The sequence below is a fragment of the Butyrivibrio sp. LC3010 genome (assembly GCF_000424385.1).
Taxonomy (GTDB): domain Bacteria; phylum Bacillota; class Clostridia; order Lachnospirales; family Lachnospiraceae; genus Butyrivibrio.
The window spans coordinates 204,864-219,979 of record NZ_AUJU01000002.1 but is presented as its reverse complement, the minus strand read 5'-3'; the positions used below and the strand labels follow the sequence as shown (position 1 = coordinate 219,979).

14 protein-coding genes are annotated in these 15,116 nt (G+C 37.2%); all 14 read left to right on the top strand.

From position 1 onward, the window contains the following. The 14 genes from G622_RS0102810 to G622_RS0102745 all read left to right on the top strand — a co-directional run bounded on the left by G622_RS0102810 (nt 1) and on the right by G622_RS0102745 (nt 14,726). On the top strand, nt 1–1,650 hold the full coding sequence (locus G622_RS0102810; protein ID WP_026509406.1) for a putative polysaccharide biosynthesis protein: 1,650 nt from the start codon (nt 1–3) through the stop codon (nt 1,648–1,650). 87 nt (nt 1,651–1,737) lie between these two features. Beyond that, on the top strand, nt 1,738–1,950 hold the full coding sequence (locus tag G622_RS0102805) for a hypothetical protein (protein WP_026509405.1): 213 nt from the start codon (nt 1,738–1,740) through the stop codon (nt 1,948–1,950). 44 nt (nt 1,951–1,994) lie between these two features. Beyond that, entirely contained in the window at nt 1,995–2,276 is a 282-nt protein-coding gene (locus tag G622_RS0102800; RefSeq protein ID WP_026509404.1) for a class IIb bacteriocin, lactobin A/cerein 7B family, read from the top strand. Nucleotides 2,277–2,289: 13 nt separating this feature from the next. Further along, complete coding sequence (locus tag G622_RS0102795) at nt 2,290–2,706, top strand: hypothetical protein (protein WP_026509403.1); 417 nt, start codon at nt 2,290–2,292, stop codon at nt 2,704–2,706. A gap of 2 nt (nt 2,707–2,708) precedes the next feature. Continuing rightward, nucleotides 2,709–4,892, top strand: coding sequence for an NHLP family bacteriocin export ABC transporter peptidase/permease/ATPase subunit (locus tag G622_RS0102790; protein ID WP_044956969.1), 2,184 nt, complete (start codon nt 2,709–2,711; stop codon nt 4,890–4,892). A 6-nt stretch (nt 4,893–4,898) separates the two neighbouring features. Further along, nucleotides 4,899–7,073 (top strand): ATP-binding cassette domain-containing protein, encoded by a 2,175-nt coding sequence (locus G622_RS0102785; RefSeq protein WP_026509401.1) that lies wholly within the window; start codon nt 4,899–4,901, stop codon nt 7,071–7,073. A gap of 103 nt (nt 7,074–7,176) precedes the next feature. Continuing rightward, nucleotides 7,177–8,949: a SpoIIE family protein phosphatase gene (locus G622_RS24245; RefSeq protein WP_049945653.1), complete on the top strand. Its 1,773-nt coding sequence runs from the start codon at nt 7,177–7,179 to the stop codon at nt 8,947–8,949. 123 nt (nt 8,950–9,072) lie between these two features. Continuing rightward, on the top strand, nt 9,073–9,441 hold the full coding sequence (locus G622_RS0102775) for a hypothetical protein (protein ID WP_026509400.1): 369 nt from the start codon (nt 9,073–9,075) through the stop codon (nt 9,439–9,441). A 30-nt stretch (nt 9,442–9,471) separates the two neighbouring features. Further along, complete coding sequence (locus G622_RS0102770) at nt 9,472–10,710, top strand: sensor histidine kinase (RefSeq protein ID WP_026509399.1); 1,239 nt, start codon at nt 9,472–9,474, stop codon at nt 10,708–10,710. A 4-nt stretch (nt 10,711–10,714) separates the two neighbouring features. Further along, nucleotides 10,715–11,509, top strand: coding sequence for a response regulator (locus G622_RS21450; protein ID WP_044956967.1), 795 nt, complete (start codon nt 10,715–10,717; stop codon nt 11,507–11,509). A gap of 103 nt (nt 11,510–11,612) precedes the next feature. Then, entirely contained in the window at nt 11,613–12,299 is a 687-nt protein-coding gene (locus tag G622_RS0102760; protein ID WP_026509398.1) for a hypothetical protein, read from the top strand. Between the two features lie 166 nt (nt 12,300–12,465). Continuing rightward, nucleotides 12,466–13,071 (top strand): Hpt domain-containing protein, encoded by a 606-nt coding sequence (locus G622_RS0102755; RefSeq protein ID WP_026509397.1) that lies wholly within the window; start codon nt 12,466–12,468, stop codon nt 13,069–13,071. A 321-nt stretch (nt 13,072–13,392) separates the two neighbouring features. After that, complete coding sequence (locus G622_RS25665) at nt 13,393–13,566, top strand: hypothetical protein (protein ID WP_155831404.1); 174 nt, start codon at nt 13,393–13,395, stop codon at nt 13,564–13,566. Between the two features lie 212 nt (nt 13,567–13,778). Continuing rightward, the gene (locus G622_RS0102745; RefSeq protein WP_026509396.1) at nt 13,779–14,726 is read left to right on the top strand and encodes a hypothetical protein; all 948 of its coding nucleotides are present in this window, start codon (nt 13,779–13,781) and stop codon (nt 14,724–14,726) included. The last annotated feature ends 390 nt before the right edge of the window (nt 14,727–15,116 follow it).

Sequence of the window (15,116 nt, the reverse complement as noted above, 5' to 3'; positions counted from 1 at the left end):
ATGAGTAAAAAGAAAAGTATTTTAGTTCAGGGCGGTATTTTAGCTACCGCCGGTATCATATCAAAAATCATAGGCCTTTTATATCAGGCTCCCTTCACCGGAATTGTCGGTGATGAGGGAAACGGATATTACAGTACGGCTTATTATATTTATTCAATAGTACTTCTTATTTCTTCATACAGCATACCTTCTGCGATGAGTAAAATAATCTCGCAGAGACTTGCTGTACATGAATATAGAAACGCACAGCGAATTTTTCACTGTGCGCTTATTTATGTTTGTGTTGTAGGAGCTATAGGAAGTCTTGTTGCATTTTTTGGAGCACCTTTGTTTGTGGATGGATATTCCATCCCGGTACTAAAGGTTTTCTCACCATTCATATTTATTTTTGGACCGTTAGGAGTACTCAGAGGATATTTTCAGGCACAGAGGACCATGATACCAACGAGTATTTCCCAGCTGGTAGAGCAATTTTTGAATGCTTTCGTATCTGTTGGAGGGGCATTCTTTCTGGTTAACCTGGCAATCTCTAAAGGCGGAGATGCATCCACAAGGGCGATGTATGGAGCAATCGGAGGTGCCCTGGGCACAGGCTCAGGAGTGGTTATTGCTCTGATTTTTATGCTTTTTGTCTATAGGATGAACAGAGATGCCGTAAGAAGAAAGGTTATTCACGATCATCATGAAGATATGGGATATAGAGAAATATTTATTCTTATCCTTATGATTGTGACACCTTTTATTTTAAGTACATTTATTTATAATTTATCGACTACACTTAATTCGACTTTATTCTCAAAGATAATGACTTACAACAGAGGAATACCTCATAACGAAGTTGTTACAAGGTTTGGTGTATTCTCAAGAAAGGCTATGAATATCACTAATTTCCCTATAGCGATATCATCAGCAGCTGCTGCCACGATTATGCCAAGTATTTCTACATACTTTGCGCAGAAAAACTATGACAGAACTTCACAAATGATAGAGAGAGTATACAGATTGATCAATATGATTGCTATTCCTTCTGCTGTGGGATTGTTTGCTTTATCAGAGCCGATCATCATGCTTCTGTTTCCTCAAAAAGCCACTTTGCATGAGGCAGGAGTTTTAATGCAGATACTGGCAATTACGGTGGTATTTTATTCTCTTTCCACTGTAAGTAATGCTATCCTGCAGGGAATTGGAAAGGTCAATGCTCCTGTAATTAATGCAGCTATTGCATTGGTTGTTCAGACGGTGGTACTGGTAATTCTTTTGTTTTTCACGAATCTTGGCAACAAAGCTCTGGCAATCGTGACAATTCTGTACTCACTTCTTATGTGCGTACTCAATGAATATTCAATATCCAAAACTATCGAAATCAGACAGGATATTAAGAAGCTTTATATTATACCTTTTTCAGTTTCGGCAGTTATGGGAATCGTTTCTTTTGGCGTATACAGACTTATGAAGCTATTGATAGGTAGAACGTTGGAGAATGATTATTTTGTTAATCTCATTTCAGTTGCCGTAGCAATTTTCGTGGCAGTAATTGTATATGCTGTCGGAATGGTAAGGACAAAAGGAGTTACTGAAAGAGAATTACTTCAATTCCCAAAGGGCTCCAAATTGGTAAATATTTTAAAAAAGGTTCGTATTATAAAATAAATATAAATTTATCTCAATGTTGGACATTTGTTGGACAGTTTTTGATATTATCGTCTTGTAAGGAGTGATTACAAGGAGGAGATAGTGATGATTGAAGTTACTGGAGGAACACCTCTGGATGATGACAGTCTGGAGGATGTTGTTGGCGGAGCAAAGCAATTCAGATCTTTCTACAAGCAAAAGAGAGTACAGCTAATGGAAGTCAGCTGCCAGAAATGTCAAAAGATAATTAGGATAAATATTCAGGAATCAAAATGTGAATGTCCTATTTGCGGCGGTATGAATTACTTTGCAGGCTAAGTTGCTTATTTAGTTGAAGCGATTGCTTTGGAAAGGAGTATTCTATGAGTGATAAAGATTTGATGAAAGAACTCAATGATGAGGAGCTTGAGGAAATCAATGGCGGTGCAGGTATTTTTGCCAATGCCGGAGTTGGTGTCGGAGGGATCAGACTTTCAAATACAATAATGACTTCTGATACTAAAGTGGATTCTAATGATCTATTGATGAGTGGAGATACAAACCGCATTGCCGGACCTCTTAAAAACGCAGTAAAAGTTAACAATGTAAAGGTTAAAAATACGACTGGTAGCAACAATACATCCGGTGGTGGAATGTGGGTATAACCAGGGAGCGTCAATGGATGAGAATATTTTCAGGAAAAAGAGTTTGGAAAGGATATCTTCTCCTGAAGCTTTAAATGATTATCTGCATGTAACAACACCCGCCATATGGCTGATACTTATGGCGGTCGTTGTTATGCTTGCAGGTTTTTTTATTTGGGCTTCTGTAGGAAATGTAAGTACAACTGTAAAAGGTGAAGCTTATGTTACTAACGGGAAAGTAACCATGGTAATCAATAATATGCCACAGGATAATCTAAAGGCAGGTCTCAAGCTGACTATTGGCGATTTGAGTGCAACTATAGATTATGTGGACAAGGATTCCTATGGAAGAACAACAGTCGAATGTGATATGAATATTCCCGATGGGGTTTACGAAGCAGGCATAATTGTTGAACAAATTAAACCAATCTCTTTTCTTTTGAGCGACTGAAGATGAAGAAGAAAATACGAAAACCAATAAAAAACGGAGTAGCCAGGGTACCGGTAATCATGCAAATGGAAGCACTTGAATGTGGTGCAGCATGCCTTTGTATGGTTATGGCTTACTACAATATGTGGATCCCTCTTGAACAGATGAGGGTTGATTGTGGTGTTTCGAGGGATGGATCAAATGCAAAATATATCCTGACTGCTGCGCGGAAATATGGTTTTGAAGCAAAAGGATTCAGATATGAAATAGACGAAATAAAAGAAGCTGGACTATTCCCGTGTATCATCCATTGGAATTTTGATCATTTTGTTGTACTTAACGGATTCAGGAATGGTTTTGCTTACATTAATGATCCTGCAAGAGGCGAAGTGAAGATTACCATGGATGAGTTTGATAACTCATTCACCGGTGTCTGTCTAAGAATCATTCCCGGTGAGAACTTCGTTCCGGGAGGAAATAAAAAGAGCATTATTGCCTATGCTGCCAAAAGGCTTAAGGGGGCTAAAAAGGCCATTTTACTTGTTGCTTTAACAGGAATTATTTCCTACATGATAGAGGTGATTAATCCTGTGATGACAAGAGTGTTTATGGACAGACTCTTAACCGGAATAAACAGATCCTGGCTTAATCCATTTATAGCAATCATGGTAGTGCTTGCAGTTCTGCAGATTATAAGTGAATTTATATCAAAGATTTATTTTCTCAAGATTAATGGCAAACTGGCATCGATAGGCGCGACTACATATATGTGGAAGGTTTTGAGACTTCCTATAGAATTCTTCTCTCAGAGAATGGCAGGAGATATCATCATGAGAGAAGAAGTTAACGAATATATAGCAGCGACCCTGGTAGATACTGTGGCACCTCTTTTTCTAAATACAATAATGATGCTGGTGTATCTGGTTGTGATGCTAAGATTTAGTGTTGGACTTACTTTCATAGGTATTTTGACCATTGTTATTAATCTTCTGGTTGCAAGTTATATATCTCAAAAGCGAATCAATCTGACAAGAGTTCAGATGAGAGATGAAGGGAAGCTCCTGTCTGCCACTATATCCGGTATTGAAATGGCAGAGACTATAAAATCATCCGGAGCCGAGAATGGATTCTTCCAGAAATGGGCAGGATATCAGGCTTCAGTTCAGGCTCAGAATGTTAAATACAGTACTTTAGATGCATATCTCGGAGTGATTCCGCCACTTCTGGCTGACATTGCTAATTACCTGGTTCTGACCTTAGGTGTTTTCCTGACTATGAGAGGCGATTTTACAGTCGGAATGATCATTGCATTTCAAGGCTTTTTATCATTGTTTATGCAACCGGCTAATATGCTGATCACATCGGGGCAGTCAATTCTGGAAATGCGGACTGATATGGAAAGAGTCAGCGATGTTATGGAGTATCCTGAGGATGATGTTTTTAAAGAGGAAACTATAGAAGATATTGAGGATGGTACTTTTTCAAAACTAACAGGAGCTATTGAGATAAAAAATTTATCCTTTGGCTATTCGAGGCTAAAAGAGCCTTTGATAAAAGATTTTTCATTAAGTGTAAAACCCGGGCAGAGAATTGCTCTGGTTGGAAAAAGCGGCTGCGGTAAGTCTACAATAGCAGGCCTTATTTCCGGTCTGTATAAGCCTTGGAGTGGAGATATACGTTTTGATGGTAAAAGCATAAACGAAATACAGACTAGTGTTTTTAAGGGATCTGTGGCTGTAGCTGCTCAGGATATTGGGCTTTTTGAAGATACAATAGAGAACAATATAAAAATGTGGGATGAATCAATTGAAGATTTTGAGATGATACTGGCAGCAAGGGATGCCGGAATTCATGAGAAAATTATTTCCCGTCCTTCCAGTTACAGATCAAGACTTTTAGAGGGGGGTAAGGATATGTCCGGCGGTGAGAAGCAAAGGCTTGAAATAGCCAGAGTCTTAGCCAGAGATCCTTCGATAATAATTCTGGATGAAGCCACCAGTGCGCTTGATGCAAAGACCGAGTATGAAGTAGTCAAAGCTATAAAAAACAGAGGATTAACATGCATTGTTGTTGCACATAGATTGTCAACCATAAGGGATTGTGATGACATTCTGGTTATGGACAACGGAGTCGTTGTTGAACGTGGAACGCATGAAGAACTGATGAAGCTAAATGGCTTTTATAAAGATTTGGTAACTGTAGAATGAGGGCTTATGAGCTGGTTTGAAGATCAGATAAGAGAGAGAAGTAAAAGAGATCAGGAAGCTTTCGAATACTCTATGGAACGTCTTGCCGAAGCCGTTCTTGGACAAAGAGGGAGTATCGCTGATAATGAACGATATCATACATCGGAAGTTATCAGGGACATTTTGTCCTATTTTGGCTGCAAAAATACTGATGTTCCGATCAATATCGATAGTCTTGAGGAAAAGCTGGAATATGCTCTTTGGCCCAATGGCATAATGCGCAGGAATGTGGACCTTGATGAGGGATGGAGCTTTGACGGAACAGGACTTATGCTTGGCTTTTTTGAGGACGACAATTCTGCGGTTTTGCTGATTCCAAGAAATACAACGGGCTATTACTATAAGGACAGGACTACAGGGAAAAAGGTCAGAATAACCAGAAAAAATGAAAAGCTGTTTTCCAGGAAAGCTGTGGTATTTTATAAACCGCTTCCGCTTCGAAAGCTTGAACTATCTGACCTTGTGTCTTATATGAGAAAATGTGTCACCTCAGGTGATCTTATTTGTGCTGTTATGGCTTCATTTCTTGTGGTATTCCTGGGAATGCTTTTGCCTCTTTTTACAAGACTTTTGACAGGCGTTGTACTTGCATCAAATGATATGAGATTTTTGATGAGTACGGCTCTGGTTATCGGTACAACAGCCATTACAACGCATCTTATAGATGCAGTAAAAATACTCTATCTTACAAGGATAGAGTCTAAAATGTCTACGCAGGTTGAAGCTGCGGTAATGATGCGAATAATGTCTCTTCCTGCATCTTTTTTCAGAAATTTTAGTTCAGGTGAACTTGCCAAGAGAGAACAGAGTATAAACATCGTTTGTTCTCTGCTTATAAGCAATGTTTTTTCCACCATGCTGGCTGCATTTATGTCGCTTTTGTACATTTATCAGGTAAATACAATTACTCCTGTATTATTCTGGCCGGCTATAACCATTATTCTTTTAGTATTCCTGGTAATCCTTTTGGCATCCTTCTGGCAGTCAAGAATAAATAAGAAGCTTATGAAGCTTTCTGCAGAAGGAATGGGATTATCTTATGGTCTTATCACCGGAATACAGAAGATTAAGCTTGCAGGCGCCGAAAAGAGAGCATTTGCAAAATGGACAGAGCATTTTTCAAAGGAGGCTGAGTGCCGATATAATCCGCCTGTGTTTTTAAAGATCAATTCGGCTATTGTAACAGGACTCCTTCTGCTTGGAAATGCATTTTTATATGATCTTGCAGTCAGGAACAGACTTACTCAGTCTGATTTCTATGCATTTAATGTTGCATTTGGACAGGTTCTTGCAGCATTTGTTGCTCTTGCAAATATAGCAACTTCAATTGCCCAGATTGCACCTGCATTGGAGTTGGCTGAGCCAATTCTTAAGACCGAGCCTGAGGTTTATAACAATAATGAAGTTGTTGAGAGAATTTCCGGAAGTATCGAACTAAATAATGTAAGCTTCAGGTACGACTCTTCAATGCCATATATAATAAATAATCTCTCACTTAAGATCAGGGCAGGAGAATACGTGGCTATAGTTGGAGAAACAGGTTGTGGTAAAAGTACTTTAATAAGGCTTCTGCTGGGGTTTGAGAAGCCTGATAAGGGTGCTATTTACTATGATAAAAAGGCAATGAACAGCGTGGATTTAAAATCACTACGTAAAAAGATAGGTGTTGTTCTCCAAAACAGTTCTCTTATACAGGGAGATATTTACTCAAATATCACAATTTCTGCGCCCTGGCTAAGTGTAGCTGAAGCCTGGGAAGCTGCTGAAATTGCGGGAATGGCTGATACCATAAGAGAGATGCCTATGGGAATGCATACAATAATAAGTGAAGGACAGGGCGGAATATCAGGCGGACAAAAGCAGAGAATCATGATAGCAAGAGCTATAGCGCCAAAGCCCAAGATTCTGATTTTTGATGAAGCTACAAGTGCGCTTGATAATATTACACAGAAGAAGATATCAGACGCACTGGATGGACTTAATTGTACAAGAATCGTAATCGCGCACAGACTAAGTACAATAAGGAACTGTGACAGAATTCTGGTGCTCAAAGAAGGTAATATAGCCGAAGAGGGAACCTATGAGGAGCTTGTAGAAAAGAATGGGTTCTTCACTGAGCTTGTAAAGAGACAGATGGCTTAAATAATAAATTTAAATGCCGGGAATTTTTATTAAAATATTTCTGGCGTTATACGGCTTATTTGTAGCTTGCCGGTTACAAAACGAAGTATGTTGGGGGATTTCTATGACAGAACATAAATCATATAATGACAGACTGAAAATAAGTGTATTTACTGAAATTCTAATATATTTCATCTTTGGTACATTGATAATCGGTGCCGTTTCATATGTTACGATAACCAATTCATCTGCAAGGACTATTCTTGATCAGAAGGAAAAGCATGCGAGCAGCATTTTTAAAGATTTAAATGCTTATTTGGATCAGTTTGAAGGAATAGCCTATATTCTTGAGTACTGGATCGAAAACGGCGACAATATGGATGTTGAATATGAGGCTGATGATGAGACCCGTAAAAAGATGCATGAACTTTTGGCAAGAAAAAAGAATCTGTCGGTAATGGATTCGACAGAAGCTGATATTAAAGCACTAAGTCCGGAAGATCAGAAATTGTTTGCTGAGATAGTTTTCAACAGAGTTCTTATGCATACGAATCATATTAAGACTGCGTATGATATTGACTATGTGTATGTTATGGCTACGGATGACAAATTCAACAGTGGTATTTTTCTCGCCAGCGGTAATGATGGCTCAAAACCAAGGAGCAGTAAGTTTGGAGATGCATATACTCTGGGTACTACTGTTACGCTTACGGATGAACAGGTTACTTCATTAAAAGAAACATTAAAGAAAACACGTAAAGTTGCAGAATCAGAGGGCTATGCAGATTCATATGAGACTTATATAGACATACCCGGATATCATGTTTTTTTGGGAATTGCATATCAGACATCAGATGTAAAGGAAGAGATAAGGGTAGAGACAATAAGGAGTACTTTGAGATTTGTTCTTTTGCAAATGATATTTGCAGCAATCTGCCTTTTTCTCATCAGGAAAAATGTCCTAAAGCCTCTTAAAAAGGTGCAAAAAAGTGTTGAATCCTATGACAAAAATAAGGATAGCAATTACGTAGTAAATAAGCTTTCTGAAATAAGCCTTGGAAACGAAATCGGGCATCTGGCTGACAGCTTCTCAAAGATGGTACTCACAGTAGATCAGTATATTGATGAAGTACAAAAAATTACAGCCGAGAAGGAAAGGATCAGTGTAGAGCTTGGGGTAGCAACCAAAATTCAAAAGGATATGCTTCCCAGGGAATTTCCTCCATTCCCGGATAGAAATGAGTTTGATATTTTCGCAACCATGAATCCTGCAAAGGAGGTAGGAGGCGATTTTTACGATTTCTTTTTGGTGGATGATGACCATCTTGCCCTTGTGATGGCAGATGTTTCAGGCAAGGGAGTTCCTGCGGCATTGTTTATGGTCATCGCAAAAACACTTATAAAAACAAGAACACTGGCAGGTGGAACGCCTTCAGAAATTCTTTATGATGTCAATAATCAGCTCTGTGAGGGAAATGATGAGGAATTCTTTGTAACTGTGTGGCTCTCTATCATAGAGATTTCCACCGGTAAGGGTGTCGCTGCCAATGCAGGCCATGAACATCCTATACTTCGTCGTAAAAATTGTGAGTTTGAGCCTGTAATATATAAGCACTCAAGTCCTCTGGGAATGATCGAAGGTATCAAATACATTGAGCATGAGTTTAAACTCGATGCGGGAGATGCTTTGTTTGAATACACTGACGGAGTAACTGAAGCAGAGAATAAGAGGCACGAACTTTTTGGAATGGATAATACCGTTAAAGCTCTTAATAAATGCAAGGAAGATGATCCGCAGAAGCAGATAAGTACTGTACGAGAAGAGATAAATAATTTTGTAGGGGATGCAGATCAGTTTGATGATATTACTATGATGGCATTCTACTACAAAGGGTAATTTCATGGTTTTGTATGTTGGACATTTGTTGGACAGAATCAGATATAATGTGCCTATCTAAGTAATACACGTGGAAACGATTTATTTTTTTATCGTGTTGCATTAAGGAGGTACAGAATTATTGTGAAGGGGGTTATAAGTAAAATCAAACGCCTTTTTGATGATGAGATAGATGACAATGTACAGGATAATTGTTCTTTCGATGAGGGACCCATTGAAGAAATGATAAGTAGCGAAGAAGTTACAGATGATAATTTGTTTGAACAGATTGAAATTACCAATAATAATATCGAACTTCTAAGTAAACAGATAATGAAAAATTCGTATGTAAAATCTATTGAGAATAAAATTATTGAAATTGAGGAAGAAATAAAAAAGCAGGATGATGCGGATAGTATTTATCCAAAATTTGATGAAGTGAAGAAAAGCTTTATCCTGGGAAAGGAAAACCAGAAAAAGCTACGAAATAAAGTGGTGAGTTCACAGGTCTGATGATCTGTACTCATCCTGGGGATTATTGTTATGACTATTGAATCACAGAGTCTTATAGCACTGAATGTTTCTTTGGTGCTTCAACTGCTGGGACTTTTAGCGGTTGTTCTTGCAGATAGATATATAAAAAAGAAGAATAGAATGATATTGATTCAAAATGTCATTCTTATTTTTTCTGTCATAGTAGTTAGTCAGGTTGAGAGTTTTTCTCAGCATCATAATTCACTGGTGTTTTTAAGGCTTATCACCAGTATTTACTGCTATATTGCAAGACCTGTAATCATTGTATTGTTTATTCGGCTTTTGAGTGATGAAAAGAAGCCATGGATACTGATTGCAGTAAATACTGCGGTATATCTTTCAGCATTTTTCACTGATATAACATTTACAATTACAAAGGATAATGGTTTTGTAAGAGGTCCACTAGGTTACTCAAGCCATATAATTTGTGGTATATTACTTTTATGGCACATTATTTTGGCACTTTATAAATTGCGGAGTGAGAAAAAAAGAGTTAATTTCATTCCGATTGCTATTACTGCAATAATAGTTCTTGGGGTTATCGCTGATAGTAGTTTTTATATTGATGCCAGGATATCATTTCTTACAGTTGCCGTTGTTACAGGTGCGTTGTTCTATTACATCTGGCTGCATCTGCGCTTTGTCAGAGAGCATGACAGGGCAATAGAAAATGAGAAGAGAATTGAGATCATGATGTCTCAGATTCAGCCTCATTTTATGTATAATACGCTATCAACAATTCAGGCTTTATGCCTGACTGATCCAAAGAAAGCCTTCACTACTGCCGAGAAATTCGGTACTTATCTAAGGAATAACATAGGCTCTTTGGATAAAACGGATCTTGTACCTTTTGACAAGGAATTTGAGCATACAAGGGTTTATACAGAAATCGAGACCATAAGATTCCCGAATATCAAGGTTGACTATGATATCGATGATGAAGATTTCCTTCTGCCTGCTTTAACTCTTCAGCCGATTGTTGAGAATGCGATAAGACATGGTGTCAGAATCAGGAAAAACGGAAGTATCTGGATAACAACCAAGCTCGAGGATAATTATCATGTTATCAATGTGCGGGATAACGGTAAGGGATTTGACCTGGAAGACTATGAGAAGAAGGACGAAACTCATTACGGTCTTAAAACTATCCGGGAAAGACTTGAAAGTCTTTGCAATGGAAAGCTTATTATCGAAAGTGAGATAGATAAAGGAACAACAGTAATAATTAAAGTGCCCGCAGGGGGGTAAAATTGTGAAAGCTATTTGTGTTGATGATGAAAATCTGATTTTAGATCTTACAGTATCACTGCTGGATGATTTTGGGTTGTTTGAGGAAGTGAAAGGATTTTCCTCGGGGCAGGAAGCCCTTTCATATATGGAAGAGAATAATGTGGGACTGGCGCTTTTGGACATAGACATGCCTGAAATGGATGGGATGACTCTTGCCGGTATTATCAAGGAGAAAAGTCCGGGAACATCAATTATTTTTCTTACCGGATATTCTGATTATGCAGTAGAGGCTTTTTCTATCCACGCTGATGGATATCTTTTAAAGCCTATTGCAAGAGACAAACTTTTCCAGGAAGTTCAGTATGTAATAGATAATAAGGAAGAGGAATCCGCATATCTTGCCAATGCTAAGACTTTTGGTAATTTTGATTTATTTGTAAAGGGCGAAAGCGTTGTTTTCAAACGTTCAAAGTCAAAAGAGCTATTGGCATATCTTATTGATAACAGAGGCGGAACCGTCACAAGAGCTGAAGCTTTTGCGGCACTCTGGGAAGACGGAATGTATGACAGGGCTATGCAGAAGCAGATGGATGTTATAGTAAGAAGCCTTAAAGACACTCTTAAAGACTACAATATCAGCGAAATATTAGAGGTTAAGAGTGGAGGCATGCGTATTTGTCCGGAACTTATCGACTGTGATCTGTATCATTATCTTGACGGTGATGAAGCGGCCATTAAATCCTTCCGTGGAGTCTACATGAACTCTTACTATTGGGCAAGCCTTACTGAAGCATCTCTTTTAGATGAAGATTTTTAATCTTACTGTAATTCATAAGTGAAAGTTTATAAATGTAAATAGTTGGCAATTCTTGGAAACTACATGATTTTGTAGTTCCTGAGATCTATTTGAGGGGATAGTTATGAATAATAAATTGTCAATATTTGTCATGTGTACAATAGTGCTATGCTTTTTAGGTTGTGGACAACAGAAGGATACTGTGATCACACCTAATGTTGAGTCTATAACTCAAAATGAGAATGAAGATTCAAAAAGTAATCCTCAGGTAAAAGTAATATCTGACGATGAAGTTGCAAAAGCAGCAAAAATCATTGAAGAAAACAGGCATGAGCCCATTGATATTACCGGCTGTTATGATTTTGATGATATCATTGCAAAGCTTGATAAGGGCATGGCTTATGCAAAGACAAGAATAGATCACACTGATGTACTGCTTGTTTCAAGTGGTGCATATGACTGCGATGGTAATGGAACAATGGCCTCTATCGACGCTGAGGTATATAAAAAAGATAATGATGATGTTGTTTATATCGGATATGTGGAAGCAGGCGGTACTGCTTATCCGCTCACGATATATGATGGCGATATATATGTTTGCGGCAATCATTTTACAAGCTCCTATGATATAGACGGCAATGCGCTGGATTTAGAGGATGAGAATTACGTTGAATATGATACCGCTGGTAATGCCACATATTATGAGATTGATGACGGTGAGAAAAAAGTCCTTGTTGATGATTCAGAAATGATGGAAATGTATGAAGAATTTAGTCAGGGACAGGTTATCGAGTTTACAGTAGTTGAGTGATTGTTTACATATGATTTAGAAGAGAACGGCCTGTATTCCGGCTGTTCTTTTTATCTTATAAGTGAAATTATTAACTTTTGTTGTTTTACAATTATCGTTGTGCTAGGATTTACATGTTGTATGTTGAAACAAAAAATATGATTATATTTTAGATATTTGACAGGATATGTGCGAGACAGAATTTGATTATTTAAAAAAAATAGATGGAATTTCGCTGACTGATGGATTGAATTTTTGCGGAACCAAAAAGGCATTTTTGAAATTTTTAAATACCTTTTACAGCAATATAGATTCAAAATCAGATGAAATAGAAAAAGCATATAAAAGCGGGGATTTTAGCTTTTATACTACAAAGGTACATGCCCTTAAAAGTACGGCCAGGATAATTGGGGCTTTTGAGCTGTCGGAACTGGCTCTTATGCTTGAGGAAGCAGGACGAAATGGCGATGAAAAATGCATCGACGATAATACCTGTAAATTATTAGAGCTTTTCAGAAGTTATAAGAACAAACTCTCAGTTCTTGATAGTAAAAGGAAAGGCGATAACGAGATAAAAAAAGAAATATCTCCAGAAAAACTTGAAGATGCGTACAGTGCTTTGCGGGAGGTTATTCCTACGATGGATTATGACTCAGTTGAAATGATTTTAGATGAACTTAAGGTATACAAGCTTTCAACTGAGGACTTTAATATAATTACTCAGCTTGAGAAATTACTTAGAAATTTTAAATGGGATGAAATGGATGTACTGATTGGACAATCAGGCAGGTGATTTTTTCTCATTATTAGTATTTGGGGACACTACCTACGGCGAGGATTTTTGATTTGTGCTCCGGTACAGAAACCCCTATTGTGCAGAAGAATATCCATAAACATTAGGACAAATAGGGATGATTTTATAAGTGCTTTGAAATAAGGTTTTATTGTATTGTAGTTTTGAATGTTATATGATAATATAACTTGCAGACAAGGGGACATAGGGTCTCTTTGTTTTTTTTTGCGTAAAAATAGTTTTTATGAAAGAAAAGGATTAATAATTGAATAAAATTAGAGCATTTGTAATCATGATATTATCTAGAATGCTTGCAATTGGATGTGGAAAAGTGAAATTGTTAAAACAACAGAGAATGCTATTAGTGTAATTGAAGAATTTTCAGTTGATTCGAAAGAAGCCATAGAAACAGCCGAAGGATACTATAATGCTCTTAAATATAATAAAGAGCAGGGAAGTAATGCTTCAAAGATGGTTGAATCAAGAAATGAATGACGTTTAACATCTTGCGATGGGATGGAAGATAAAGTGAAAAGAAAGGTATCGTATATAGAGGAGTGGAAGCGCATTTAACGTATACGATTCTTTTGATTGAATGGAATGAATATTATGACCAAATTAAATAGGTGTTTAGCAATGAAAAAATTTATTTATGTATATTATTCTTAACATTATTTATTTGTGCATGCGGAACAAAAGAAAAAACTATGCGAACAGGGAAAGGTGAAATAGCCCCAGAGCGTACATATAATGCCAATATGACGGAGGAAGAGGTTGGAAAATTTACAAATGATATGGCAGGTTATTCCTATGAATTTGCAAGTTTGTCTGCGCAGATGGCGGAATTGACTCAAAAATATGCATCCATTTTAAATGAATCGGAGAAATTTGATTGGTCACAGTATGATGATTTTCGTGAAATAGCTGCAAAAATGGAATCTCTATGTGACGAAGTTATTACTTATGATGATAGTTATTGTTCTAAAGAATATCAATTAGTTATAGATGAGTATAAAGGTATTTTCCATAGAATAAAGGATTATTATAAGACTATATCCTGTGAAATCGAAACACAACGATTAGTTGTCCTTGCACAGCAAATTGATAATGACGTTAGTGTGGGGACTAATAACGCTACTGTCTACCTTTTGATGGCTACTGCAGCATACATGGAGTCCAATGGTGCGTCTCAGGATAAAATTGACGCTGTGCTTGAATCAGTAAAAGATACAAATATATACAAAGAAGCAAAAGGAATTAGCACAACTGGAACATCATCACAAAAATCTGCATATAATACGGTGTTTACAAATTCGTATGGCACACCTGATACAAAATGTGAACATGCAGGATGTAATAATACGATTGCATCATCGGGAAATACTAATTGCTGTGTAATACATTCAAATAAATGTTTGAACTGCGGGAAGTATATAGATGAGGATGCTATGTTCTGCATGGATTGCCTTTCAGGCAAGACTACTAGCATTGAAAATACTGGGAAATACACAGCGGGAAATGTACCATCGGGAGGATGCCAGTACAAATATTTTGATGGATCACTATGTGGAGTGCCAACAAATAATTATGCAACACTTTGCGATGAACATTTTAAACAGTTGAACGATACGTATAATGCTTATGTTGGGAAATAAATTCTCGATGAAAAAAGGTGGATATAATTCACTAACATCTGTTCAATTGATATGTATTCAACATAATTATATGCAGTGTAGGTATGAATATGTTGCAGAAAAGAATGAAAAAAGTTTTAGCTGATGCCAGGAAATATCATTGGGCTATTACAATAGATTAGTTCGAGTGCTAAATGAAACCGAATTGGAAATAGAAGTTACGGATGTAATAAAATCTGTAGAGGATCAACTGGGGTTAGTTAAGGTACGCATTTTTTTGGACAAAATGAGTGGCAGAGAAGTTTAAAAGATTCGAATCGATAAATATAAAACTAAGTATAAAAGAATAGTAGATAAAATAAAAGAGAATAGCAGTGATAGATGAATTGTTTGATGGCAAATCTTAATTAT